Source organism: Mucilaginibacter aurantiaciroseus (assembly GCF_024055595.1).
Taxonomy (GTDB): Bacteria; Bacteroidota; Bacteroidia; order Sphingobacteriales; family Sphingobacteriaceae; genus Mucilaginibacter; species Mucilaginibacter aurantiaciroseus.
In genome coordinates, this window is sequence record NZ_JAMXOF010000001.1 from 946,617 (window position 1) to 971,723 (window position 25,107).

At 44.2% G+C, this 25,107-nt stretch carries 20 protein-coding genes and 1 pseudogene; 14 read left to right on the forward strand and 7 right to left on the reverse strand.

Annotation, left to right across the window (positions count from 1 at the left end; genetic code table 11):
- The first annotated feature begins 54 nt into the window (after positions 1-54).
- From NAF17_RS04380 to NAF17_RS04420, 10 genes and pseudogenes are all read left to right on the forward strand, one after another.
- Positions 55-1,338 (forward strand): M16 family metallopeptidase, encoded by a 1,284-nt coding sequence (locus NAF17_RS04380; protein WP_252756761.1) that lies wholly within the window; start codon positions 55-57, stop codon positions 1,336-1,338.
- 181 nt (positions 1,339-1,519) lie between these two features.
- Positions 1,520-2,989 carry an IMP dehydrogenase gene (guaB, locus tag NAF17_RS04385; RefSeq protein WP_252756762.1) on the forward strand — a complete coding sequence of 490 codons (1,470 nt, stop codon included), beginning with the start codon at positions 1,520-1,522 and terminating at the stop codon, positions 2,987-2,989.
- 91 nt (positions 2,990-3,080) lie between these two features.
- A complete protein-coding gene (locus tag NAF17_RS04390; protein WP_252756763.1) occupies positions 3,081-3,665 on the forward strand; it encodes an LOG family protein in 585 nt (194 codons plus the stop codon).
- 119 nt (positions 3,666-3,784) lie between these two features.
- Positions 3,785-5,413, forward strand: a complete 1,629-nt coding sequence (locus NAF17_RS04395) for an acyl-CoA carboxylase subunit beta (protein ID WP_252756764.1) — start codon at positions 3,785-3,787, stop codon at positions 5,411-5,413.
- 125 nt (positions 5,414-5,538) lie between these two features.
- On the forward strand, positions 5,539-6,714 hold the full coding sequence (locus tag NAF17_RS04400) for a dipeptidase (RefSeq protein WP_252756765.1): 1,176 nt from the start codon (positions 5,539-5,541) through the stop codon (positions 6,712-6,714).
- 117 nt (positions 6,715-6,831) lie between these two features.
- Positions 6,832-7,029: pseudogene (locus tag NAF17_RS18265) on the forward strand (hypothetical protein); the annotation flags it as partial.
- A gap of 249 nt (positions 7,030-7,278) precedes the next feature.
- Positions 7,279-8,235 carry a thioredoxin-disulfide reductase gene (trxB, locus tag NAF17_RS04405; RefSeq protein WP_252756766.1) on the forward strand — a complete coding sequence of 319 codons (957 nt, stop codon included), beginning with the start codon at positions 7,279-7,281 and terminating at the stop codon, positions 8,233-8,235.
- Between the two features lie 128 nt (positions 8,236-8,363).
- Positions 8,364-10,721 (forward strand): family 20 glycosylhydrolase, encoded by a 2,358-nt coding sequence (locus NAF17_RS04410; protein ID WP_252756767.1) that lies wholly within the window; start codon positions 8,364-8,366, stop codon positions 10,719-10,721.
- 15 nt (positions 10,722-10,736) lie between these two features.
- Positions 10,737-11,468 carry a PliI family lysozyme inhibitor of I-type lysozyme gene (locus NAF17_RS04415; RefSeq protein ID WP_252756768.1) on the forward strand — a complete coding sequence of 244 codons (732 nt, stop codon included), beginning with the start codon at positions 10,737-10,739 and terminating at the stop codon, positions 11,466-11,468.
- 75 nt (positions 11,469-11,543) lie between these two features.
- Complete coding sequence (locus tag NAF17_RS04420; protein ID WP_252756769.1) at positions 11,544-11,831, forward strand: hypothetical protein; 288 nt, start codon at positions 11,544-11,546, stop codon at positions 11,829-11,831.
- A gap of 183 nt (positions 11,832-12,014) precedes the next feature.
- Here NAF17_RS04420 and NAF17_RS04425 read toward each other — a convergent pair whose 3' ends face one another.
- Positions 12,015-13,571: a M20/M25/M40 family metallo-hydrolase gene (locus NAF17_RS04425; protein WP_252756770.1), complete on the reverse strand. Its 1,557-nt coding sequence runs from the start codon at positions 13,569-13,571 to the stop codon at positions 12,015-12,017.
- A 208-nt stretch (positions 13,572-13,779) separates the two neighbouring features.
- Between NAF17_RS04425 and NAF17_RS04430 the strand changes: the two genes are divergently transcribed.
- Genes NAF17_RS04430 through NAF17_RS04445 form a run of 4 tightly spaced genes read left to right on the forward strand, consistent with a single transcriptional unit; the run spans position 13,780 to position 18,419 of the window.
- Complete coding sequence (locus NAF17_RS04430; RefSeq protein WP_252756771.1) at positions 13,780-15,837, forward strand: BatA domain-containing protein; 2,058 nt, start codon at positions 13,780-13,782, stop codon at positions 15,835-15,837.
- Positions 15,838-15,857: 20 nt separating this feature from the next.
- Positions 15,858-17,111 (forward strand): dihydroorotase, encoded by a 1,254-nt coding sequence (locus tag NAF17_RS04435; protein WP_252756772.1) that lies wholly within the window; start codon positions 15,858-15,860, stop codon positions 17,109-17,111.
- A gap of 12 nt (positions 17,112-17,123) precedes the next feature.
- Positions 17,124-17,792, forward strand: a complete 669-nt coding sequence (locus NAF17_RS04440; protein WP_252756773.1) for a hypothetical protein — start codon at positions 17,124-17,126, stop codon at positions 17,790-17,792.
- Between the two features lie 24 nt (positions 17,793-17,816).
- Entirely contained in the window at positions 17,817-18,419 is a 603-nt protein-coding gene (locus NAF17_RS04445; protein ID WP_252756774.1) for a DUF4199 domain-containing protein, read from the forward strand.
- A gap of 277 nt (positions 18,420-18,696) precedes the next feature.
- On the opposite strand, the gene rseP is transcribed toward NAF17_RS04445, so the two are convergent.
- The 6 genes from rseP to NAF17_RS04475 are packed head-to-tail and all read right to left on the reverse strand — an operon-like array spanning position 18,697 to position 24,996.
- Entirely contained in the window at positions 18,697-20,028 is a 1,332-nt protein-coding gene (gene rseP, locus NAF17_RS04450) for an RIP metalloprotease RseP (RefSeq protein ID WP_252756775.1), read from the reverse strand.
- Between the two features lie 16 nt (positions 20,029-20,044).
- On the reverse strand, positions 20,045-21,235 hold the full coding sequence (locus NAF17_RS04455; RefSeq protein ID WP_252756776.1) for a 1-deoxy-D-xylulose-5-phosphate reductoisomerase: 1,191 nt from the start codon (positions 21,233-21,235) through the stop codon (positions 20,045-20,047).
- Between the two features lie 52 nt (positions 21,236-21,287).
- Positions 21,288-21,785, reverse strand: coding sequence for a hypothetical protein (locus tag NAF17_RS04460; RefSeq protein ID WP_252756777.1), 498 nt, complete (start codon positions 21,783-21,785; stop codon positions 21,288-21,290).
- Positions 21,782-23,287, reverse strand: coding sequence for a GH3 auxin-responsive promoter family protein (locus NAF17_RS04465; RefSeq protein WP_252756778.1), 1,506 nt, complete (start codon positions 23,285-23,287; stop codon positions 21,782-21,784). Before NAF17_RS04465 ends, NAF17_RS04460 begins: the two co-directional genes overlap by 4 nt.
- A gap of 2 nt (positions 23,288-23,289) precedes the next feature.
- Positions 23,290-24,018: a hypothetical protein gene (locus NAF17_RS04470; RefSeq protein ID WP_252756779.1), complete on the reverse strand. Its 729-nt coding sequence runs from the start codon at positions 24,016-24,018 to the stop codon at positions 23,290-23,292.
- 9 nt (positions 24,019-24,027) lie between these two features.
- Entirely contained in the window at positions 24,028-24,996 is a 969-nt protein-coding gene (locus NAF17_RS04475) for a glycosyltransferase family 2 protein (RefSeq protein WP_252756780.1), read from the reverse strand.
- Positions 24,997-25,107: the final 111 nt, after the last annotated feature.

Below are 25,107 nucleotides of genomic sequence, written 5' to 3' on the forward strand. Positions count from 1 at the left end.
TCTAAGCCGCAAATGTAAAGCATTACGGTAATGACTAAATGACGCAATGACTCAATGACTGAATTAGACAGAAAAACACCCCCGCAATTTAACGGGGTAGAAAATATAACACTCATCCGCCCGGAGGCTACTAAACTTGCCAATGGTGCCAATATCTTCACCTTTAACTCGGGCGACCTTGACCTGGTGCGTATAGAATGGATCTTCCATAATCTGCGGTTCGACCCTGCGAAGCCTTTGCTGAACGTAGCCGTTAACACCATGCTTACCGAGGGTACAAGCAAACTAACCGCCGCGCAGATTGCCGACAAGATTGATTTTTACGGCGCTTTTTTGCAGGTTGATTTTAGTTACGATCACTCGCAGGTAACGCTGTACACGCTTACCAAGCATTTAAACTTGACCCTGCCGGTGATCAAGGATATCCTTACGGATTCTATCTTCCCGCAAAAGGAGTTGGAAACCTTTGTGCGTAACCAGCAGCAGAAGCTACAGGTGAGCCTGCAAAAGAATGATTTTGTTGCCCGCAGGGCCTTTAATAAAGCCCTGTACGGCGAAACTATCTACGGACTGGCTGCCCAGCCCGAGGATTTTCAGTCATTAAAAAGGGAAGACCTGCTGGAGAAATACAAGGAAATGTACCAGCCGGATAATTGTAATATCATTATTGCAGGTAAAGCCGACCCGCAGATATTGGAGGCCGTTACCAAAACCTTTGAAGGTGCATGGGGCGAAGTAACTGTACCAGCTGATACTACCCAACCAGACTTGAACCCTTCTGTAGAACGTTTTATTTACGTGGAAAATGCGGACGCCATTCAATCGGCTATCCGGATAGGTACACCTTTTGTAAACCGTACGCATCCCGATTTTCATGCGTTACAGGTGTTGAATACGGTTTTGGGCGGATACTTTGGTTCGAGATTAATGACCAATATCCGCGAGGATAAAGGCTACACCTATGGCATTGGCTCGGGGATGTCGTCGTTCAAACAAACGGGTTCATTCTTCATCGCATCAGAAGTTGGGGCCGATGTTTGTAAAGCCGCGGTTGCAGAGATCGAGAAAGAGGTGAACCTGTTAAAAACAAACCTGATCCCCGACGAAGAACTTTCGCTGGTGCGTAACTTTATGCTTGGCTCACTTTTGGGCAGCCTGGAGAATGTGCTATCCCATGCCGATAAATTTAAGAACCTTTACTTTGCCGGCCTGGATTATGATTATTACGAACGCTACACCCAAACCGTAAAAAATATCACTCCTGAAGACCTGAAGGCCCTTGCCAATAAGTATTTCGACTTTGAGAATTTTTATAAAGTGATAGTAGGGAAATATTAATGAGAAAAACAAGAAATTAAGAGTCAAGAAACAAGACAAGCCAGTATTGTTTTTGTGGGTAATTATTCTGCGAAATGTAAAATTCTTGGCTCTTGGCTCTTGATTCTTATTTCAAATTCTTAAATTCCATATATTTTGTTAGCTTTGCCCGGCAAATAATAACTCCAAATAATTATTTGCTATGCAGTTAGACCCATCCAAATTTGTCGCCGAAGGATTAACCTATGACGACGTACTATTACTCCCCGCTTATTCAGAAGTATTACCGCGCGAAGTTAACACGAGCACCTTTTTAACAAAAAAGATCCGTTTAAACATCCCGATCATTTCGGCCGCAATGGATACCGTAACCGAAGCTGGTTTGGCTATTGCCATTGCCCAGGCAGGTGGTATTGGTATGCTGCACAAAAACATGACCATTCAGCAACAGGCCGACGAGGTACGTAAAGTAAAACGTTCGGAAAGTGGCATGATCCAGGAACCGGTTACCCTGCTCGAAAATGCATTGTTATCAGACGCCGTTAACATCATGCGCGAAAACAGCATTGGTGGTATTCCGGTTATTGATGCCGATGGCAAATTGAAAGGCATCATCACCAACCGCGATCTTCGTTTCCAGAAAGACCTTACTGTACCGGTGAGCGATATTATGACCAAAACTAACCTGATCATAGCCCCGCAAGGCACCAACCTTACCGATGCCGCCGCCATACTGCAAGCCAATAAAATTGAAAAACTACCCGTAGTAAACAAGGATGGTGTACTGGTAGGTTTAATTACATATAAGGATATCCAGAAAGTTAAAAACTTCCCCAACGCTTGTAAAGATGAGTTTGGCCGCCTGCGTGTAGGCGCTGCCGTTGGTGTTGCTTCAGATAATATTGACCGTGTTACCGCATTGGTTAAGGCAGGCGTGGATGTGATTACGGTTGATACCGCTCACGGCCACTCAAAGGGCGTTATAGACATGGTTAAGGCCGTTAAACAGCTTTACCCGGATCTTCAGGTTATTGCAGGTAACATTGCTACAGGCGATGCCGCAAGGGCCCTTGCCGATGCTGGTGCCGATGCTGTTAAAGTAGGTATTGGCCCTGGTTCTATTTGTACTACCCGTATCATTGCAGGTGTGGGTGTACCGCAATTGTATGCCATTTATGAATGTGCTAAAGCGCTTGAAGGTACAGGCATCCCGGTTATTGCCGATGGGGGTATCAAACAAACGGGAGATATTGTTAAGGCTATTGCGGCAGGTGCAAGCTCAATCATGGCAGGTTCATTATTTGCAGGTGTGGAAGAATCACCGGGCGAAACCATCATTTACGAAGGCCGTAAATTTAAATCATACCGTGGTATGGGTTCTATCGAGGCGATGGCTAAAGGTTCTAAAGATCGATACTTCCAGGACGAAACCGACGTAGTAACCAAACTGGTTCCAGAAGGTATAGTTGGCCGCGTACCATTTAAAGGTAACATGGCCGAGGTAGTTTACCAATATATTGGCGGTTTACGCGCCGGTATGCACTACTGCGGTGCCGCCAATATCGAAGATTTACAGAAAGCCAAATTTGTACGGATCACCGCTGCCGGTATGCGCGAAAGCCATCCGCATGATATAACCATTACTAAAGAAGCACCCAATTATACAAGGTAGTGATTAGAGGTTAGAGATTAGGATGAAATGTTAATCTCTAACCTCTAAAAACATGCAAGCCTATTCTCTAATTAACTAATCAACAATCTCTATGCGAAGCATCTGCGTATTCTGTGGTGCCAATTTTAATGGCGACCCTGCACTTAAACAAGCGGTTGAATTATTAGCCGAAGTAATGGTAAGCAAACATATTAGTTTGGTATACGGTGGCGGTAATGTGGGCGTAATGGGTTTACTGGCCGATGCAGTATTGGCCAGGGGTGGAGAGGTTATTGGCATTATTCCACAGTTTTTGATGGATAAGGAAGTAGGCCACAAAGGCATTACCAAACTACACATTGTAGATAACATGCACCAGCGCAAGCAAATGATGAACGATCTTTGCGATGGTATCATCATGCTTCCCGGCGGCTTTGGTACTTTGGAGGAATTTTTTGAAGTGCTTACCTGGCTGCAATTAGGCTTACACAAACACCCGGTTGGCATTTTGAATGTTGGCGGTTTTTACGATGCCCTGCTAACGCAGATGGATGTAATGGTAGCGCAGCGCTATCTTAAACCCGCAAACCGCGAACTGGTACTAACATCTGTAGACCCAATAGAACTGGTTGACCTGATGGAAAAGATCGATATAAACCCCGATGAGGTTTGGTTTAGGGACAGGAATTTGACGTAGCAGGTGGCATGTAAGAGTCAGCAATTGCAGCAATTACTATGCATGCATAATAAAATACAATGTGTTTGGGTTATTCCCAAGTAATTTTCCTAAAATTACATAACCTACAATAAACACATATGAATCTGGAATTCAATAAGAATGAGGATGTTAACAAACAACTCGTTTACGAATTTAATACAAGGCTTAAAAAAATATTCATGGGGGGTGGCGAAAAGGCCGCTGCCAAACAAAAAGAAAAAGGCAAAATGCTTGCCCGCGAGCGCGTTGCCTACCTTATAGACGACGATAAGCCCTGGCTGGAAGTTGGCGCTTTTACTGCCGATGGCATGTATGCCGAGCATGGCGGCTGCCCAAGTGGTGGCGTGGTTTGCGGTATTGGCTATGTAAGCGGCAGGCAATGCGTAATTGTGGCTAATGATGCTACCGTTAAAGCCGGTGCATGGTTCCCTATAACAGCCAAGAAAAATTTACGTGCGCAGGAAATAGCGATGGAAAACCGCCTTCCCATCATCTATCTGGTAGATTCGGCAGGTGTGTATTTGCCATTGCAGGACGAGATCTTTCCCGATAAAGAACACTTTGGCCGCATCTTTCGCAACAACGCGCAAATGAGCAGCATGGGTATCATCCAGATCGCGGCTATTATGGGTTCGTGCGTAGCGGGTGGCGCATATTTGCCCATCATGAGCGATGAGGCCATGATTGTAGAAGGTACTGGCTCGGTTTTTCTGGCGGGATCCTATCTGGTAAAATCAGCCATAGGCGAGAACGTAGATAACGAAACCCTTGGCGGCGCAACCACGCAGTGCGAGATCTCGGGCGTAACAGATTATAAACATCCTAACGATAAAGCCTGCCTGGATTCTATCCGTAACATCATGAACAAGGTGGGCGATTATAACAAGGCCGGTTTCGACCGAATTAAACCATCGGCACCAAAACTAAACGAGAAAGATATTTATGGCATCCTGCCCGAAACCCGAGATAAGGCCTATGATATGTATGAGATCATCAAACGGCTGATAGATGATTCGGAATTTGAGGAATACAAGGCGGGTTACGGTCAATCTATCATTTGCGGCCTTGGCCGTGTGGATGGCTGGGCGGTTGGCATTGTGGCTAATCAGCGTAAGGTGATTAAGTCAAAAAAAGGCGAGATGCAGTTTGGCGGGGTTATTTATTCCGACTCGGCTGATAAGGCAACCCGTTTTATCATGAACTGTAACCAAAAGAAGATCCCCTTGGTTTTCTTGCAGGATGTTACCGGCTTTATGGTTGGCAGCCGTAGCGAGCATGGCGGTATCATAAAAGACGGTGCTAAAATGGTGAATGCGGTAGCCAATTCAGTCGTGCCAAAATTTACCATCGTGATAGGTAATTCTTACGGTGCAGGCAACTACGCTATGTGCGGTAAGGCTTACGACCCAAGGTTGATCTACGCGTGGCCATCAGCCAAAATAGCCGTGATGGGCGGCGCACAGGCAGCAAAAGTATTGGTGCAAATGCAGGCCGCAGGCCTAAAAGCAAAAGGCGAAGAGGTGGATGAGGTAAAAGAAGCCGAACTGCTCAAACAAACTACCGACCGTTACAACGCCCAAACAACCCCATACTATGCCGCCGCAAGGCTTTGGGTAGATGGCATTATCGACCCGTTGGAAACCCGCAAGGTGATCTCCATGGGCATCGAGGCCGCCAACCATGCTCCGATAGAAAAACCTTTTAATGTGGGGATAATACAGACGTAATTACTCAACCTGTCATTCAGGAGCGTAGCGACGTGGCAATCTCAGCATATCCGCTTGTCCTATGAGATTGCCACGCTATCGCTCGCAATGACAGGGTGTTTAAAAGTTTTTACTACCTTCAAAATATGAAACGCCTCCTGCTACCAATTTTTCTCTTATTAGCATTAACCGCATCTGCCCAAAACGTTAAGCAGATCCATCAGCGTGCAATTTTAGTAGATACCCATAACGATGCTTTATCCAATCAACTTATAACCAAAGTTGATTTAGGCAAACTGCAAACCATTGGTAATTTTGACATGCCGAGGGCAAAGCAGGCCGGGTTAGATGTACAGGTTTTCTCTGTTTGGTGCGGCGACCAGTACGGCAACGGGACGGCATACGCTTTTGCCAACCGCGAGATAGATTCGTTAGACGCGCTTATCAAACGTTATCCCAATAAAATTAAGTTAGTCCGCACCGCTGCCGATCTGCAAAAAACCGTCGCGCAGAAAAAATTGGCGGCCATGATAGGGGTAGAGGGCGGCCACATGATTGAGGACAGGCTGGATTATATAGATAGCCTGCACAAACGCGGCATGGCCTACCTAACCCTAACGTGGAACAACAGTACCAGTTGGGCATCATCCGCCCGCGACGAAGTTTTACATGCAGACACTTTAAAGCATAAAGGCCTAACGGATTTTGGTAAACAGGTAGTACAACGCCTTAATAAATTAGGAGTGATGATAGACCTGTCGCACCCCGGCGAACAAACCTTTAACGATGTAATGGCAATAACTACCAAGCCGGTTATTGCGTCGCACAGTTGTGTTTACGCCTTAAACCCGCACCGCCGAAATCTTAAGGATTATCAGCTTAAAGCAATCGCCAAAAACGGAGGTGTGGTTTTTCTTAACTTTTACAGCGGGTTTATCGATAGTGCCTATAATGCGAAGCATGAGGTTTATCTTGCCAAACACAAAACGGAGCTGGATTCGCTGATCAAAATCTATAATGACTACGACCTCGCCAGCATTCGCCTCAATGTTATTAATAAAACCGAGGCCGACCAGTTCCGACCGCCGCTAAGCATGCTTATCAAGCATATCCATTACATGGTGAAGTTGATCGGTGCAGATCATGTGGGCATCGGCTCGGACTTTGACGGCGCCGAATCCTACCCCTTAGGATTGGATAGCATTTTAGATTATCCTAAAATAACCGCCGAATTGGTTAAACTCCATTATAGCGAAAAAGATATCGATAAGATACTGGGTGGTAATTTTATCAGGGTATTAAAGGCAAACACAGGCAAATGATATATTAAGTATAGTTGTAATAATGAACAGAAGGGCAGAAATATTGCAATGGTTAAAGAATATATTGGATAAGAATTTGTCTGATATAACTTACCGCGCTTTAATTTTGGTTCGCAGGCCAATAAGGAAATTTTAAGCCGTTCGGTTATTGACGTAGGTATTATTGCCGATGTAAATATCTCAACCGAAACGATCGTTCGTATCCACGAGGCTATCCGGCAATTGCCAATGCTTTTTAAAGTTGATGTTGTTGACTTTTACGATGTTGATGAAACTTTTAAAAACATGGCGTTAAGCAGTATTGAAGTTTTATGACGGATTATTTCGGACGAGAAATGATGAAATGCTTTGGTCTGCTATAACATTAAGGCGCAACGCATCTGTAGATACCTATAATCAAAAACTTGCCGATACCTTATTTGGCGAGATTCCTACTTATTATCAGGCCATAAATAATCTATTGATCGCATTAAAAAAGCAAGCTTAAGTATGGCATAATGTTGACTATTACCTATTGGCGCAATCAGGTATAAATATTAAATTCGCATCTCATTAAAAATACAAATGTCACAAGATATTGAACACGTAAAATGCCTTATTATAGGTTCGGGCCCGGCGGGATATACCGCAGCAATTTATGCTTCACGTGCCGACCTGCACCCGGTAATGTACACAGGCATGCTTGCCGGCGGGCAGCTTACCCAAACTACCGATGTAGAGAATTTCCCGGGTTACCCTGATGGGGTCATGGGTCCCGAAATGATGGAAGATTTTCGTAAACAGGCCGAGCGCCTGGGTACCGATATTCGCTTTGGTTACGTAAGTTCGGTTGATTTTAGCTCGTTGCCCCACAAGGTTACCGTTGATGAAAACAAAACCATACTGGCCGATACCGTTATTATTTCTACCGGTGCATCTGCAAAATGGTTGGGTTTGGATTCTGAGCAAAAATACAGCGGTTTTGGCGTTTCTGCCTGTGCCGTTTGTGATGGCTTTTTCTTTAAAGGGCAAGATGTTGCCATTGTTGGTGCCGGTGATACCGCTGCCGAAGAAGCAACCTACCTGGCTAAATTAACCCGTAAAGTTTACATGATCGTTCGCCGCGATGAGTTCCGTGCTTCAAAAGCAATGGTTCACCGTGTGCTGAACACCCCGAACATCGAGATACTTTATAATACCGATACCATCGAAATTTTAGGCGACGGACAAAGCGTTAACGCTGTTAAAGTTTGTAATAACGTTACCAACGAAGGCAGGATCTTAGACGTTACCGGTTTCTTTGTAGCCATCGGTCACAAACCCAATACCGATATTTTCCGCGATAGCATCCACATGGATGAAACCGGGTACATCATCACCCGCCCGGGTTCAACCGAAACTAACGTAGAAGGTGTGTTTTGCTGTGGCGATGCGCAAGATCATATTTACCGCCAGGCAGTTACCGCCGCTGGTACAGGTTGTATGGCCGCCATTGATGCCGAGCGTTACCTTGCTGCCAAAGAGCACGTGGTAACAGCGTAAAGTAGATACTTAGCCTCTTTTTACGACAATTTAAAATATTTTAAAAAGCCGTATTCCTAATAAGAATACGGCTTTTTTGTTTCTGTTAGTGTAATATTTGAATGATTATGGTGCGCTTTTTTTAAATAATGCTAAATTACGGCCTCAATATTTACCTGTTTAGTTTTACTATGAAGAAAATGATCTCTGCAGCACTGCTTGCCTTTTTATTAACTACATCTGTTATTGTTAAAGCCCAGGATACCGACCCTTATGCCGGTATTATCCCGGCACCGGTATCCGTTAAAAAAACACCCGGCGAATTTATCTTAAGCCAGGAAACGGTGATCCAGGCAGATACGCCGAACAATAAGGCTGTGCAGTTCTTCTCTGCATTTTTAGCCAATAACATGGCCTACAACAAACAGGTAGGTTTAAGAAATGCCCGTGTTAGTACTACCGCCATATATTTAACATCAACAGGTACCGAAGGCCTGCCTGCCGAAGGTTATCGTTTAACCATTACCCCACAGCAAATTACCGTAGCAGGTAAAGGCGCAGGTTTGTTTTACGGCATCCAAACGCTGATGCAATTAATGCCGCTCGAAAGATCGGCAACTGCGAAATTGCCTGCTGTAACTATTGAGGATTATCCCCGTTTTGGTTACAGGGGTATGATGCTTGATGTTTGCCGCCACTTTTTCTCGGTAGAGTTTGTGAAAAGGTATATCGACCTGATGGCTGCATACAAATTAAACACCTTCCACTGGCACTTAACTGACGACCAGGGATGGCGCATCGAGATCAAAAAATACCCGAAACTAACCACCGTAGGTAGCCGCCGCGCCGAAAGCGTTATCGGTAACTTTAAAGACCGCACCCCGCTGCAATATGATGGTGTGCCGGTTACAGGCTTTTATACCCAAGACCAAATTCGTGAGGTAATTAAATATGCGTCTGACAGGTACATCACCATTGTACCCGAAATTGAAATGCCGGGCCACGCTTTAGCTGCCCTAACCGCATACCCGGAGTTAAGCTGTAACCCAAGCCAAACCTACCAGGTATCGGGCAAGTGGGGCGTGTTCAATAATATCTTTTGCCCAACAGAAAAAACATTCGGCTTTTTGCAGGATGTGCTGACCGAGGTGATAGACCTGTTCCCGAGTAAATACATCCACATTGGGGGCGACGAAGCACCAAAAGACATCTGGAAGGAAACCAAATTTTGCCAGGACTTGATCAAACGCCTCAAGCTTAAAGACGAACATGGTTTGCAAAGCTACTTCATTCAACGGATGGAGAAATTTGTGAATAGCAAAGGCCGCAGCATCATCGGCTGGGACGAGATACTGGAAGGCGGGCTTGCACCAAACGCTACCGTAATGAGCTGGAGGGGCGAAGAAGGCGGCATCGAAGCGGCCAAACAAAGCCACGATGTGATCATGACCCCGAGCAGTCAGGGCTTATATTTTGACCACGCCCAAGGTAAAATAAACCAGGAGCCCGTAGGCATCGGCGGTAGCGCAACTATCCAGAAAACGTACGCTTATAACCCTACACCGGCGGCCCTAACACCAGATCAACAGAAATACATCAAAGGCGTACAAGCCAACCTTTGGACAGAATACATCACCACCGAAAACAAGGTTGAATATATGGTATTGCCGCGAATGCTGGCCCTATCAGAAGTCGCCTGGTCACCAATCGCCAATAAAAACTATAAGGACTTTTCTGAAACACGTTTACCCGCGCACTTAGCCTGGTTTGATAAAAACGGTTACAACTTCCGTGTACCGGCAGCTATTGGCAATGCGGATACGGTGATGATAGGCTCGACCATTACAGTAAACCTGAAATCGCCGGTGAAGGGTGCTAAGATCTACTACACCATTGACGGCTACACCCCGCGCGAAACGGAGTTACTTTACACCACGCCAATGTCGTACCCTGTACCTTTAAATGAGTACCGTGATCTAAAAACGATTGTGGTTACCCCATCGGGCAAACGCAGCGTTATCACGGCGGCTAAAGTATTTAACAAAGCACCATTAGCGCCGGTGCAATATGCAGGCAACACACCGGGCCTAAAATACCAGGCATCGGCAGGTACTTATATAAATACTACGCAAATTAACCCGGCCGCGGTAATTGATACCGGCGTGGCAAAAAGCTTTAGCACCGCATTAAGCGCGTTCAAAAAGGCGTTTAATAAGTATGGTGTAGTATTTAATGGTTATTTAAAGGCTGATGTTGACGGTAACTATGGCTTTTCAACCGCTTCATCAAATGGTTCGGTTTTATTGATTGATGATGTAGCCATTGTTGATAAAGACGGCCGCACCGGCCCGGTAGAGCAGCAGGGTGTGATCCCTTTGCAGAAGGGTTATCATAAGATCACCATAAAATATGTGGATGCAAACTCCTCGGGAAGTGGTTTACGGGTTTACATGACCATTCCCGGTAAGCCAAAAGGCGAGGTATCACCAGATATGATGTTCAATTAATTGCTATCTTCACGTATGAATTTTAGAAACTATTTATTCATATCAGCTGCTTGCTTATCTATCGCGGCCTGCAGCAGCGAGGATAAAAAGCCTGCCGTTAACAATAATGTGGTGGCTAAACCGGCTGTTATGGCACCGTTCCGTTTCCATAAAGCGATAGAAGTATCGCCGGGGCAAACGTACGATGTGGTTAGCTGGGGCAGGGGGTCTACACAAACCGGTTCGTTTGCTATACTGCATTCCGATTCGGCGGCTATGAAATATAACACCACCACGGGCGACCTCGACGGCACCATTACCGATGTGTTTAATGCCGATATGGATGTTGATGGCAACCCCGAGATATTGATTCAATCCAAAGGGAAAGACACGGTTAATTACGCCAAGATCTACGCGTTCGAGTTTAATAATACCACTGCCAACAAGTTGGATTTTCCAAAACTGACCAGTTCGCAACGTAAAGGCTATCGTGGTAACGATAACTTTTACATTAAAGATGGCAAGCTGATCCGCGAGTTTCCGATCTACGACAAAAACGATTCCACCGCCAAACCTACCGGTGCCAAACGCCAGTTAGAATATGGCCTGCGCAGCAACAACTTTACGGTTACACAGTTAAGCAAGGATTCCACAGATAGCAAGACATTAATTATTGCGAAAAAAGCCGAACCTCAAAAGAAACAAAAGGTAAGCAAAAAACGCAAACAAACCGAAACCAGAAAGAAACGCCGCAGGCATAGGGCATAGGCAACAAAATATGATATTTCACCGCAGGTGGTTTAGCTGAATATTACTAAACCACCTGTTTTATTTTCAGCATAAATGATATTAGAAGAGTTTTTACACCGCTTAAAAGTTGAACACCATACGGTGGATAAACTTACACAAGAAACCTATTACCAGCGCCTCTCGAGCTTGTTTGTAGTGTTAGAACTTGATGGCGATAACCTGAACGAAGAACACGACCTGGGCTTAGACGCCATTCTCGACAAAATGAACGATATCAACGAGGATGACCTGCAGCAGGATATGTCTGCAGAGGATTTGGCGGTGCTGGTTAAGAAAGTGAAGACGGGGTTGGCGATTTTGATAAATAAGATTGAGGAGTAAATATACTAACTAAAAACGCACTTCTTTGCGAGGTACGAAGCAATCTCTTTAGGCAAGTCCAATATGCAAGGTGTACAAGTGTCCTAAAGAGATTGCTTTGTCGCTATCGCTCCTCGCAATGCCGGGAGGGAATAAAAAGGGGGCTTAGCATTCGCTAAGCCCCCTTTTTATAAAACAAGTTCCTTAAAACTCATCAAACACATACGGCTCTTTAACCAGCGGTTTGCGTGGCATCATATCCTTTTCTATACTGGTTTGGTATACAAACGATGCTACGATGATGGCGGCCTGTTTAAGGTCTTCAATCTGCAGGTGTTCGTAATTATCCTGGTTGCTGTGGTGGGTTTTGGTTTCGTAATCTATCGGATCCTGGATGAACTGGAAACCCGGGATACCCGCCCAGTCAAACGACAAATGATCTGTTGAGCCGGTGTTTTTATCGGTAACTGTTTTTGCACCGAGGTTGGCAAAGGGCTCAAACCATTTTTGGAAGATCGGCATAATGGCTTTGTTGCTTTGGGTGAAGATCCCGCGGATCTTACCTGTGCCGTTGTCCAAATTATAATAGGCCGATACCTTTGATTGTTCTGGTTTTAGCTTATAATCCATCCCCATAAAATGGTTTTTGGCATAATTATATGAGCCGTATATACCCTGTTCTTCGCCATCCCATAAGGCAATGCGGATGGTACGTTTTGGTTTAAGGCCTAATGAATCAATTAGCCTCACAACTTCCATCATCACAATACAACCCGCGGCGTTATCGGTAGCGCCGGTAGCCGACTGCCACGAATCCAGGTGACCGCCAAGCATCACCAGTTGCGATTTGAGTTTAGGATCGGTACCCGGGATCTCGCCAACTACGTTATAGCCCTTAATGTCATCGGTTGAGGCTTTTGCCTGTATATTAACGGCAAGTTCTACAGGATGACCGCTTTGGATCAGGCGTTTAATTTTTTGTCCGTCCTCGTAAGCCATGCTTAGCTGAGGGATGGCCGCAGGTGCGGTAAGCTTATGTTCGGCATTACCCTGCACAAATACGGTACCATTGTTGTTGCTTTCCCCTGCGCCTATCAATCCTAATGCCCCCGAGCTTTTCATCAGCACATCAACCTTACTAATTATTTTAAAATATCCTCCGTACTGCGCCATCTGCTCACGAGTTACCATGTAGGTATCTTTCATGTTTGCCAGTTCCATGTCGGTTAAGCGTTCGGCCAAAGGTTTAAAGTTTACGTCTTTCATTTGATTGCCGGCAACGGCTATCAGGATAAATTTACCTTTAAAATCATTAAGATGCGCCGCAATGTAAGTGGTATCCATTGCCTGTGCCGGGGTTATTAAGGCAACCTGCCCTTGTTCTGTGCCATTGGTAGCTGCGCTCCAGGGGTTGGGGTAAGCCATAACAGGCTGCACATAAGGCGCTTTCATAATAATGCTGAAACCCTGCAAGTCCCACTGTTTACCAAAATTGCCCCATGGTTCAAGCTTGGCGTTCACCAATCCCCATTTGGTCATGGTTTCTACCGCCCAGTTGGCAGCACGTTTATAACCCGGCGAAGCGGTAAGCCTCGGCCCGGCCACGTCGGTTAAGTAATGCGCTATCTTGGGGATCTGCGAGCTGCTCATTTCGGCACGGCGGATGCGGCTAAAAACAGCGGTATCCGGCCCTTGTGCAAATGCCGGTATGCCGCCAAGCAAACCCGCGGCTAAGGTTAATTTTAAGGTGAAGTGTTTCATTTTTAGTGTTAGAGTTGAATCCTAATTTACAGTAATGTTCTGTTAAGTGCAAATGTGATTTGGTTCACCCCGTAGAGGCGCAATACTCTGCGTTTCCATTAATGTTTTGATTTGGGTTACAGTAAAGGATCTGCAAAGTTTACTCGTCCTAAAATAAGTTGACCTGATATCGTTCCTGCATCTGCTCAATAATTTGCACATTTGCGTAATGCACTTTTTGTATCCCGCTTTTTTATTTGCATGTTTAACGCTGGCCATCCCGGTCATCATTCATCTGTTCAATTTTAGGCGGTACAAAAAGGTGTTGTTCAGTAATGTGCAGTTCCTTAAGGAGGTGCAGGAGCAGCAGGCGAGTCGCCGTAACATTAAAGAGCGGCTGATATTAGCTTCGCGATTGTTAGCCCTGTTATTTTTAGTGCTGGCATTCGCCCGGCCATACATCCTCGGTAAAGACGATGCTAATGCAGGCAAGCAGCAGGTAGTGAGCATATTTGTAGATAATTCCTATTCGATGCAAACCCTTAACCGCGAGGGCAGCCTTTTGGACGAGGCCAAACAAAAAGCCAAACAAATAGCAGCGGCATATCACATTAACGACCGTTTCCAACTAATCACCCAGGATTTTGAAGGTAAACACCAGCGACTGCTCAACCGAGCCGAGTTTAACGACGCGGTGGACGCCGTAAAGATCAGCCCGCAAAGCAGGCAGCTAAATCAGGTTTTGGCAAGGCAAAATAGCTTGCTGGACATGCAGGCAGGCGCGGTAAAAAACGTATATGTCCTGTCAGATTTTCAAAAGAATATGGCGGGAAATTCTGCTATCACGGATTCTGGCCTCCCGGTCAGCCTCATTCAGCTAAAAGCTAACCCGCTGCCCAATGTAGCGGTAGATTCGGTTTGGATGCTGAACGCCACGCATCGCCCCGGCGAAAGTGAGAAGATGGTGGTGAGGCTGCGCAACTACGCCGATAAAGCGGCAGAGAAGATCCCGCTGAAACTGATCATAAACGGTGTACAAAAAGCCATTGGCAGTTTTACGGTAAAAGAGCGATCGGCACAAACAGATACCTTATCGTTCTCTGGTTTGCAGGATGGCTGGCAGCGTGCCGAGATCCAACTGCAGGATAACCCTATCACGTTCGATAATAAGTTCTATTTTACTTTTAACGTTACCAAACAACTGCCCGTATTGCTGATAAACGGCGGCGCGCCCAATAAATATTTAAGCGCTGTTTTTGCTACGGATGCCTTCTTTGCGCCTAAACAGGTGCCGGATGGTAATGTAGATTATGCGGGGCTGAATGCTTATCCGATAATCGTACTGAGTGATATTAAAACCGTGTCGGCAGGTTTGGCGCAGCAATTAAAAACGTATGTAAGCAAGGGTGGCACCCTGATGGTGTTCCCGTCCGTAGGTGCGGATCTTAATAGTTATAAAGCATTTTTACAGCCGATGGGTGCCGCTTACCCAACAGGTTTGGTGGAAGCCTTAACCAAAGTATCAGCCATCAACCTGCAAAGCCGCATCTTTAAAAGCATTTTCGAAACATCGCCACAAAACCCCGATTTGCCAATCGTATATAAATATTATGCATTAAACAATGGTACACGCCAAGGCGAATACCTGATGAAGCTGAAAGATGGCGCAACCCTATGGCAGGGCTCAGCATTGGGCAGGGGCAGGGTTTACGTAGCCGCCGTAGCCTTGGATGAAGTTTATAGCAACCTGCCGGTACACGCGTTGTTTGTGCCGGTGATGTTAAGGATAGCCTTGCTGAGCGGCCACGACCAACCGCTGTTTTATACCGCGGGCAATAACGAACCTATTGAAACCGTTCCGCTACAATCTACTGAGAAACAGCTGGTGAAACTGGTGAAGGATAAGCAAACCATCATCCCCGAAGTAAAACAGCAGGAGGGCAGCACCGTGCTTTACCTGCCCGATCAACTGACCGAAACCGGGATCTATGATCTTAAAAAGCAGGACAGCACAGCCGCGGTTTTGGCTTTTAACGATAACCGCAGCGAAAGCGACCTGAGCTATCTGACATCGGCAGAATTGGAAAAACTGTTCCCAAAAAACGCGTTTTTGTTAAACGCGAATAAATTAAATGCAGAAAGCCTTACAGGAGCTGCAAATTCGGGTCTTCAATTATGGAAACTTTGTATAATTTTGGTGCTGATATTTCTGGCTGCCGAAACGCTGCTGATCCGGTACTATAAAACCGGCAAATCAAACGTTACGCAATCTGCAGATATCAACTAACCCATCATAAAACAGCGCAAATGAATTTGCTAATCAAATCCGCCACTGTTGTAGACCCCGCTTCGCCTTTTCATAACAAGGTTGCCGATATTTTAATTGAGAAAGGCATCATTACCAAAATAGCAAAATTGATAGATAGCGATGTGAAATCGGTTGACGCCAAAGGCTATTACGTTTCGCCGGGATTTTTTGACCTGAATTGTAACGTTGGCGAGCTTGGCTTAGAAGTAAAGGAAGACCTGCATACTGGTACGGCAGCAGCAGCGGCAGGTGGTTTCACCGGCATAGCACTGATGCCTAACACCCAGCCGCCTGTACATTCAAAAGCCGAGGTAGAATACCTGATAAACCGGGCGAAAGGTAATTTGGTAGATATATATCCCCTTGGGGCCATCTCCCACAAACGTGAAGGCATAGATATGGCCGAGATGTTTGATATGTTTAAAAGCGGTGCAAAAGCCTTTACAGATGGCAACCGCCCCGTGCAGGATGCCGGACTGATGGAACGCGCGTTGCTTTACGTGCAAAACTTTGGCGCCAAGGTGATCTCGTACCCCGAAGATACTTCGATAGCCGGGAAGGCGAAAGTGAACGAAGGTGTGGTAAGCACCATGCTGGGCATGAAAGGCATCCCCGCGCTTGCCGAAGAATTGATGATAGCCCGCGACCTTTACCTGGCCCAGGATACGAACTCCGAAATCCACTTCACTACCATATCTACCGAGCACGCCGTAGAACTCATCCGCGAAGCGAAACGCAAAGGGGTTAAAGTTACCTGCGACGTTGCCGCGCATAACCTGGTACTTACCGATGAAGCCTTGATGGGCTTTGACAGCCTATATAAAGTAAAGCCGCCACTACGCACCCAAAAGGATGTAGACGCGCTGATAGCCGGGCTAAAAGATGGCACTATCGATGCCATTGTAAGTCAGCACACCCCGCACGAGATAGAATTTAAAGATGTAGAGTTTGAGGTTGCCGAATATGGCATCATCGGCCTGCAAACGGCTTTCTCGCTGGCCTTACAAGCCGGGTTGACTGCAGAGCAGATCGTACAGAAGCTATCCATCAACCCACGTAAAATATTAAATGTTGCGGTGCCGGCGCTAAGCGAAAACGCGACCGCCAACCTCGTTGTATTCAGCACCGAAGGCGAGTGGGCGTACAGCCGCGCGGTTAACCGCTCAAAAAGTTATAATTCGCCGTTTTTAGGGGCGAACTTAAAAGGAAAAGTATTGTTAACCTGTAATAACAACCAAATCTCAAAAAACTAACACCTACCAAACATGACCGACCCAAAAGTAAGCTTAGCCGTTACCGGCGCATTACAGGCTTTTACACAATACGGTGGCTTTGATGCCACAGCACTTACAGCAAAATTCGAAGCGGTATTTTCTTCAGATGATGATTTTTTAACCAAGGTTGATTTGCTTGACGGCGTATTTGACGATGAACCACAGTTAGAAGAACTTCGCGAGGTTTTCTTTGACCTGTTAATGATCAACTTCTTTAGCGAAGACGTTAAGAAACTGGAAGACGATTACCTGGAAACCCCGGAGTGGGAAGACATTGAAGAACAAACCCTTGACCGTGGAACCGAGTTGTTGAACCTGCTTTTATACCTTAACGAGTGCGAGGACGAAGACATTGACCCTGAACTGGAAGATTACCTGAAAGAATTTTTGCTGGTAGATGAAGACGAGTTCCAGGATGAATACCGCATTTACGAGCCGGTAATAGCGCACCAAATACTGGTAGAAAGCCCGGTTAGCGAAGTAGCCAAAGTTGCCCAAACCCTAGCAGAAGATTCTGAAGTGAAGGAGTTGTTTTACCCGATGATCTGTTTCTTCCAAAACCCCGAAGCAGGCGATGCCGATAAAGCAGCCATAGCAGAAAATGCCGTAAACAAGCCGTTTGATATGGCTGTTGTAGAAATTTTGTATAGCTTTAAATAATCCTAATATTAAACCTAAATTATCATGAGTGAAGAATTAGATAAATCAATAAAAAAGAATGCTGTTCCGGTGGGGTTGATCATGGGGATAATAGTTACGGTAATAAGTATCCTTTCGTTTTACGTGATGACGTCTACAACATCTACTATACTTATCTCTGCCGCTCCAATTGTATTATCGGTTATTATTCCAATAATATTAGCTGTTATTTATAGCAAACAATTAAGAACCAAAATTGGTGGTTTCTGGAATTTCAGGCAAGCAACCTCCGGCATATTTATTATGCTGCTGATATCGTTTGCAGTACAATTTGTTGTAAGGGATATGGTGTTCGCTAAGGTTATTGAGCCGGACATGGTATCTAAAATGGAGACCACGATGGTTGCATCAGTTACTCTAATGCTTGAAAAAAGTAAAGTTAGCCAGGAAGATATTGATAAACAGATCGACAAAATCCAAAAGAGTTTTGATGAACAAAAAAACCCTACAATTGGCAAGCAGGTACAGGCAGTAGCTATTAATACTATATTTTTGTTTGTATTAGCGCTGATACTTGCAGCATTCCTAAAAAAAGAAAATCATACCTTCAATCTGAATGACGAATTAGAAAGCGAGCCAACAGTTTAGTTTTCGGTTGACACAAAATACAAGCCCGGCTATTAGTTTAGTCGGGCTTTTTTATTTGAGATAATTTGCGTATATTAAGGTACCCGATCAGCAATTTCAGAATTATAATTCCCGGATAAATGGTGGCAAAGGTTTGACACCACGTTTTCAGGTCAAAAGCAAACCCTTTTAGGGCGAACCACGGGCGAATAAAAGACGAAAAAAAGTGAAATTTTACCACAAAAAAGCCGCTCCAAAACTGGAGCGGCTTTTTTTATTTTTTCGATATGCGAACAAATTATTTTTTCATCACCTGTTTCACAATATCGTTACCAAAAGCAAATACCATTAGTGAGATCAGTAGCACAAAACCTACGATCTGCGCACGTTCCAGGAACTTGTCGCTTAACGGTTTGCCCTTTATCATCTCTATTAAAAGAAATACGGTGTGCCCGCCATCTAATCCCGGTATCGGCAATAGGTTTGTTAGCGCTAATACCATCGAAAGGAAGCCCACAAGGCTCCAAAAGCGAATCCAGTCTACATGGCTACCAAACATCACCGCTATGCCTATAGGGCTTGATATGGCTTTACGCGCCTTAACCTGGCCGGTGAATATTTTACCTATGCCTTTGGCATTATCGGTAAACATGCTCCAGGCTTTTGTAGCCCCAATTGGTAATGAACCCAGAAAACCATATTTTATGGTAGTGTCTTGCGGTAATTGGACTTTAGGTTTAAAACCCAATACTCCTTCAGCATTAATTTGCGCGGCAACCTGTTGTAGTGAATCACCACGTTTTATGGTAAGCTGCACCTTTTTATTTTTATTTGCCCGTAATTGAGCCTGCACCTGGTCAAAATAGGCCACAGCATTACCATTTACAGTAAGTATACTATCCCCCTTTTTTAAACCCGCCTGTTCGGCACCGCTTTTATGAGCAATTGTATCAATTGCAAATTTTATACGCGGGACACGGTTAATAAATTCTTCGATACCAAAATCAGATAGGTCATTGAGTATAGTTGGAGGTACCTTAATATCAAGGGTATCATTACCACGCTGAACGTTAAGTACCGTTTTATCAAGTAATACTTTGGAACTGATCAGGTCCTCGAATCTCACAATGGGTTTGCTGTTTACCGAGTTAATCTTATCCCCGGCCTTTAAGCCCATTTTTGTACCGATCTTGCCCGGAACAATACCATATTTGATATTAGCGTTAGGGGTGTAGGTTTCGCCGTAGCGGATGGTTAACACCCAAAATATGAAAATACCTACTATAATGTTAACGATGATGCCGCCCAGCATTACAATTAGACGCTGCCAGGCCGGTTTAGAACGAAACTCCCAGGGTTGCGGCGGGCCCGCCAATTGGTCGGTATCCATAGATTCATCTATCATACCGGCAATTTTTACGTAGCCACCTAAAGGTAACCAGCCAATGCCGTACTCAACACCTTTGTAGTTGAATTTAAAAAGACTTACACCCCAGGCATCAAAAAATAAGTAAAATTTCTCAACCTTTATCCCGAAAGCGCGGGCGGCTAAAAAGTGCCCAAACTCGTGTAGTATCACTAAAATTGAAAGACCAAGTATTAATTGGCCGGCCATTATTAAAAAGCTCATCCGTAGTATTTATGTATTAAGATCGTACTGCCTTTAACGGCATTTGTTGTATTAAATTTTGCGCAAATATGCGTGTTTCTTTATCAGTATTCAAATAGTCATCTAATGATGGCGCCTGTATATAAGTAATTTGCTGCATGCAGGTTTCAATTATATCGCTCATCGCTAAAAAGCCTGTTTCGTTTTTAAGGAATGCCGCCACTGCAACTTCGTTTGCCGCATTGATAATACAAGGCATATTGCCGCCCTGTTCTAATGCATCAAAAGCCAGCTTTAGGTTACGAAAGGTAGCCATATCCGGCTGTTCGAATGTCAAATTTGGGTAATCAATAAAATTAAAACGTTTAAAGTTTGTTTTAATACGGTTGGGGTAGGTAAGGGCATATTGTATAGGCAACTTCATATCCGGTAAACCCAGCTGCGCTTTTATCGATCCATCTTCAAACTGTACCAGCGAATGCACTACAGATTGCGGATGAACAATAACATCTATCTGGTCGGCCTCTAAATCAAACAACCATTTCGCCTCAATAACTTCCAGTCCTTTGTTCATTAACGATGCCGAATCGATAGTGATCTTGGCGCCCATTACCCAGTTGGGATGCTTAAGCGCATGTTCGCGGGTAACGTTAGCCAAAAACTCTGCAGATCTTCCACGGAACGGCCCGCCGGAAGCAGTCAGGATTATCTTTTCTATCTTATTATCCTGCTCGCCGGCAAGGCATTGAAAGATGGCCGAATGTTCGCTATCTACAGGTAAAATATTTACACAATGCTTTTTGGCAAGGCTGGTGATGATCTCGCCCGCAACAACCAACGTTTCTTTGTTTGCTAACGCAATGTCTTTGCCCGCTGTAATAGCATTTATAGTAGGCTCTAAACCGGCAAAGCCTACCATTGCGGTAAGTACCACGTCGATATCCGGATGGGTTACGGTTTCTTTAATAGCCTCGTATCCGCCCAAAACTTTGATGGGTAAATGGGCGAGGGCTTCCTTTACCTGGGCGTATTTGGTTTCATCGCAAATGATGGCGTATTTGGGCATAAACGCTATAGCCTGCTCAATAAGCAGATAAGCATTTGAATGCGCAGTAAGCATAAAAGCCTTGAAAAGTTGACCATTATCCCGGATAACCTCAAGTGTTTGTGTGCCAATACTGCCTGTTGAGCCAAGTATGGCTATGTTCTTTTTATTATCTATACTCAAATGCTAATCAATTATAATTGCGTAGTGTTATTCTTCGGCAAATTTACCCTGTTTAAATATCGCGCTCCATTTCGTTACAAATTCGGCAAGGGATTTTTTTTTGTTTTAGCGCGATGCTATTAATAAATAAACCACTGCTACCTTCTATCACATAAAAGAGTTGCGACTCGGGTTTAGGGCTTACTTTGTATTTTGCGGTTTCTATAGTGAACAACGCCCAGTGGCCGCTTTCATTTTTCTCTATAATTGTTAATTTAGGATCAATGGCTGTATTTTTTGCAGTAGTATACATGTAATCAACAGCTTTATCCATTCCTAATCCTTTTACACCTTTTGCAAGAGTGCTTGAAAATATGATGCTCCAATTGTCAAAAGTTTCATTTTGGGGAATCATCTCAATAAAATGAGTTTGGGCGTTTTCCTGGTCAGAACCTACCTTAAACTTATATTCTGCAGGTAGCGGAAAGGTGAGTTTTTCTACTTTTTGCTGGGCAAATAATGATGAACTTACCAGTGCAAGTAACCCTAAAATGTAAAAGGCTTTTCTCATTTAAGTGATATATAAGTTGTTAACTCATTCGCTATCTTCCTGTCGTTTGACAGGCGCGGCACTTTATTTTGGCCGCCCAGTTTGCCCTGGCTGCGCATATAGTTTATAAAAGTATCCTTTTTTAAACTTCTGACTATTAAAGGTTGCAATATGTTACCCACAATAAGGTCGAAATAGTAAATATTTTTTTGCTGAAGCGCCTTGTCAACTTTTAAAGCAAAGGCTTCCAGGTTTTTAGGCTCTTTACCAAATTCGATAAACCATTCGTGGTATGGCAGCAAATTATTGGCCGGGGCAACCTGTGGCGCAACGGTAAATTCGATTACATCAACACCTTCTTCGGTAGCAACACCCATAAGGGATTGCTCAACCTCCTCGCCAATAACATGCTCTCCAAAGGCGGAGATATAATGTTTTATACGGCCGCTTACCACAATTTTATAAGGGTTTTTCGACACGAACTTAATCGTATCACCTAAACTATATCCCCATAAACCTGCGCTGGTGTTCATGATGAGGGCATAGTTTTTATCCAGCTCTACGTCCTTTAGGTTGATACGCGTAGGGTTATCGTTAAAATACTCGTCGGACGGGATAAACTCGTAGAAAATGCCCGCATCTACCATCAGCAATAAACCTTTTTCTTTTTGCGAGTCCTGGAAGGCGATAAAACCTTCGGAAGCAGGGTAGGTTTCAATGCTATCTATTTTAAAGCCAATGCTTTCTTCCATACGGGCACGGTAGGGCTCGTAGTTTACACCGCCATGCACGTACAGCTTAAAATTAGGGAAGATGTCTTTGATCTTTTTGCCACCCGAAACGGCAGAAAGCCTGTCGAAATACATTTGGCACCATGGGGGGATACCTGATATCAGTTGCATATCCTCCTTGGCCGTTTCCTGCACAATAGCATCTATCTTTTCTTCCCAATCGTCGATACAATTGGTTTCGTAGGATGGCAGGCGGTTCTTTTGTAAATAAGCCGGCACGTGGTGCGCTACAATGCCCGATAAGCGACCGGTTTGAACGCCGTGCTTTTCATCTAATATTGGGCTGCCTTGCAGGAATATCATTTTGCCATCCACAAAATCGGCCTTGCCAGTTTCGTGGATGTAGCTTAGCAGGGCATTACGTGCAGCTTTAATATGTTCGGGCATGCTTTCGGCAGAGATAGGGATATATTTTACTCCTGATGTTGTACCCGATGTTTTGGCAAGATATGCAGGTTTGCCAGGCCACATCACATTGGGTTCGCCGTTTACAACGCGGTCTATGTACGGTCGTAGTTCTTCATAATCGCGTACAGGTACTTGCTTTTTAAAATCTTCGTAGCTTTCAATTCCAGCAAAATTGTGATCGGCACCAAAGACGGTATTTTTAGCATTATAAATTAGGTTGCTAAATGTTTTTTGCTGAAGCGCTTCGGCATTTTGCCTTATGGTATTTAATTGCTTGTTTACATACCAGGCAAATATCTTGCTTAATGCTACTTTTAAACCCATAATTAGTTGGTTTCCGCAATATCGTCATCTACATCCTGGTGGCTGTAAATTAACTTGCGATAGGTAACCGCTAATATAATATTTACAAAAGGGTAGGTGAACAATATTGCTATGGATATAACAGGATAGTATTGGGCCAATTTGGCTGGTAAGGCAATTAATAAAATAATGATGCCCAATATTAAAACCACCTTTAATATATACCCTTTGGTTAACTCAAAACTTTGTTTTAGTGATTCTATCGGGCCGGATGCATCATCAACCACAAATGTGTTAAAAAACATAATACGTAAAGCAAGGTAAAGCCCCAACACACTTGCAATTAGTTCTACCGCAAACTGGATGCTTGGGCTTTCATCTAAATAATCTATCAGTATACCCATGTTGGTTATAAAAAAGGCAAATATGAAAACTACTGCAAGGTAGCTCCAAACCATTTTAGCTTTGGGTATAACCTGTATAAACTCAAAGTCGTAATATTCGCTATCAATAACTGTAAAAATTAGTTTATAAAGCCCCAGGGTTGTGTAAGCCTGCAACCAAATAAGAATAAATGTTACGATCGTAGAACCCCAAAAATCATTGGGAGAGTAGATAAACCCTATAATAAGACCAAGTACGCCTAATAAAAAAAACGTAATAACGGAGTATACTATAATAGTTACAAAGTTTTTCCTGAAGATATCCCACGCAGCCTTTACGGTATCTGCAACAGAGAAAGGGTGATACATACTACGTTTTTAAGATCCTTTTAACACTACACGCTTCCAAAAATCCTGCATAAATCCTAACCCGTAGGCAGTGAGTTGAGTGAAGGCAGCTATAATGCTCAAAAATGCGATTTTTGCTGATTTATTCTTAATAAGAGAGTGAAAAAATATTAACAAAATGTAAACCCCTAACATTATGTTTAATAGCGCGGCAAATGGCCATTGCGCTATATTGGCGATAATGATAAACATAAAGCCAAGCGTGGCAATCGCGGGGAAAAAATGCACCAACTTTAGCTGCGACGGAAAGAATTTATAGATGTTGATTCGTGCCCGCCCAAAAAAGTGGATTTGTTTGTAAAACTTCAAAAAATCGGTTCGGCGCTTGTGGTAAACAATGGCATCGGGTATCAATCCGATCTTGTATCCTAATGAATGGATACGGATGCTGTACTCAATATCTTCGCCCAAACGGGTAATGATAAAGCCGCCTGCCTTTTCCCAAACCCGGCGAGAGATACCCATGTTAAAACTACGTGGATGGAATTGCCCAATCCCTTTTTTACTGCCACGGATGCCGCCGGTAGTGAAAGGGGAGGTCATGGAGTAGCTAATGGCCTTTTGTAGCGGCGTGAATGATGCATGCGCGCCATCAGGCCCACCGTAGGCATCCAGCCAGTTCTTGCTAAGCGAGTCGTTTACGATCTGCAAATAATCTGCAGGGATCAAACAATCCGAATCAAATATTACAAAGTAGTCGCCTTTAGCGCGTTCAAAACCAAAATTGCGGGTAAAACCCTGGCCTTCGTTCGCTTTTTCGAAGTAATGGATGTCTAATTTTCCTTCATAACCCTTTACAACATCCTCAGCGCGGTTAATAGAGCCATCCTCAATTATCAAAACCTCAAACTGCTTATAAGTTTGCAACGTTAGGGTAGCCAGTAGTTCGGCAATCTCCTGTGGGCGGTTATATAAAGGTATGATGATGGAAAAAAACATATTCTCAAATGTGCAGATATGCAAATATGCAGATGTGCAAATGAATTATTTGGGTGTATGATGTAACGATGTTGTACAAGGATTTAATCTGCGTATCTACACACCCTCGTA

Coding starts and splice junctions, on each gene's coding strand:
- NAF17_RS04380 (WP_252756761.1), top strand. CDS start 55: ATGACTGAATTAGACAGAAAAACACCCCCGCAATTTAACGGGGTAGAA.
- guaB (WP_252756762.1), top strand. CDS start 1,520: ATGCAGTTAGACCCATCCAAATTTGTCGCCGAAGGATTAACCTATGAC.
- NAF17_RS04390 (WP_252756763.1), top strand. CDS start 3,081: ATGCGAAGCATCTGCGTATTCTGTGGTGCCAATTTTAATGGCGACCCT.
- NAF17_RS04395 (WP_252756764.1), top strand. CDS start 3,785: ATGAATCTGGAATTCAATAAGAATGAGGATGTTAACAAACAACTCGTT.
- NAF17_RS04400 (WP_252756765.1), top strand. CDS start 5,539: ATGAAACGCCTCCTGCTACCAATTTTTCTCTTATTAGCATTAACCGCA.
- trxB (WP_252756766.1), top strand. CDS start 7,279: ATGTCACAAGATATTGAACACGTAAAATGCCTTATTATAGGTTCGGGC.
- NAF17_RS04410 (WP_252756767.1), top strand. CDS start 8,364: ATGCTAAATTACGGCCTCAATATTTACCTGTTTAGTTTTACTATGAAG.
- NAF17_RS04415 (WP_252756768.1), top strand. CDS start 10,737: ATGAATTTTAGAAACTATTTATTCATATCAGCTGCTTGCTTATCTATC.
- NAF17_RS04420 (WP_252756769.1), top strand. CDS start 11,544: ATGATATTAGAAGAGTTTTTACACCGCTTAAAAGTTGAACACCATACG.
- NAF17_RS04425 (WP_252756770.1), bottom strand. CDS start 13,571: ATGAAACACTTCACCTTAAAATTAACCTTAGCCGCGGGTTTGCTTGGC.
- NAF17_RS04430 (WP_252756771.1), top strand. CDS start 13,780: ATGCACTTTTTGTATCCCGCTTTTTTATTTGCATGTTTAACGCTGGCC.
- NAF17_RS04435 (WP_252756772.1), top strand. CDS start 15,858: ATGAATTTGCTAATCAAATCCGCCACTGTTGTAGACCCCGCTTCGCCT.
- NAF17_RS04440 (WP_252756773.1), top strand. CDS start 17,124: ATGACCGACCCAAAAGTAAGCTTAGCCGTTACCGGCGCATTACAGGCT.
- NAF17_RS04445 (WP_252756774.1), top strand. CDS start 17,817: ATGAGTGAAGAATTAGATAAATCAATAAAAAAGAATGCTGTTCCGGTG.
- rseP (WP_252756775.1), bottom strand. CDS start 20,028: ATGAGCTTTTTAATAATGGCCGGCCAATTAATACTTGGTCTTTCAATT.
- NAF17_RS04460 (WP_252756777.1), bottom strand. CDS start 21,785: ATGAGAAAAGCCTTTTACATTTTAGGGTTACTTGCACTGGTAAGTTCA.
- NAF17_RS04465 (WP_252756778.1), bottom strand. CDS start 23,287: ATGGGTTTAAAAGTAGCATTAAGCAAGATATTTGCCTGGTATGTAAAC.
- NAF17_RS04470 (WP_252756779.1), bottom strand. CDS start 24,018: ATGTATCACCCTTTCTCTGTTGCAGATACCGTAAAGGCTGCGTGGGAT.
- NAF17_RS04475 (WP_252756780.1), bottom strand. CDS start 24,996: ATGTTTTTTTCCATCATCATACCTTTATATAACCGCCCACAGGAGATT.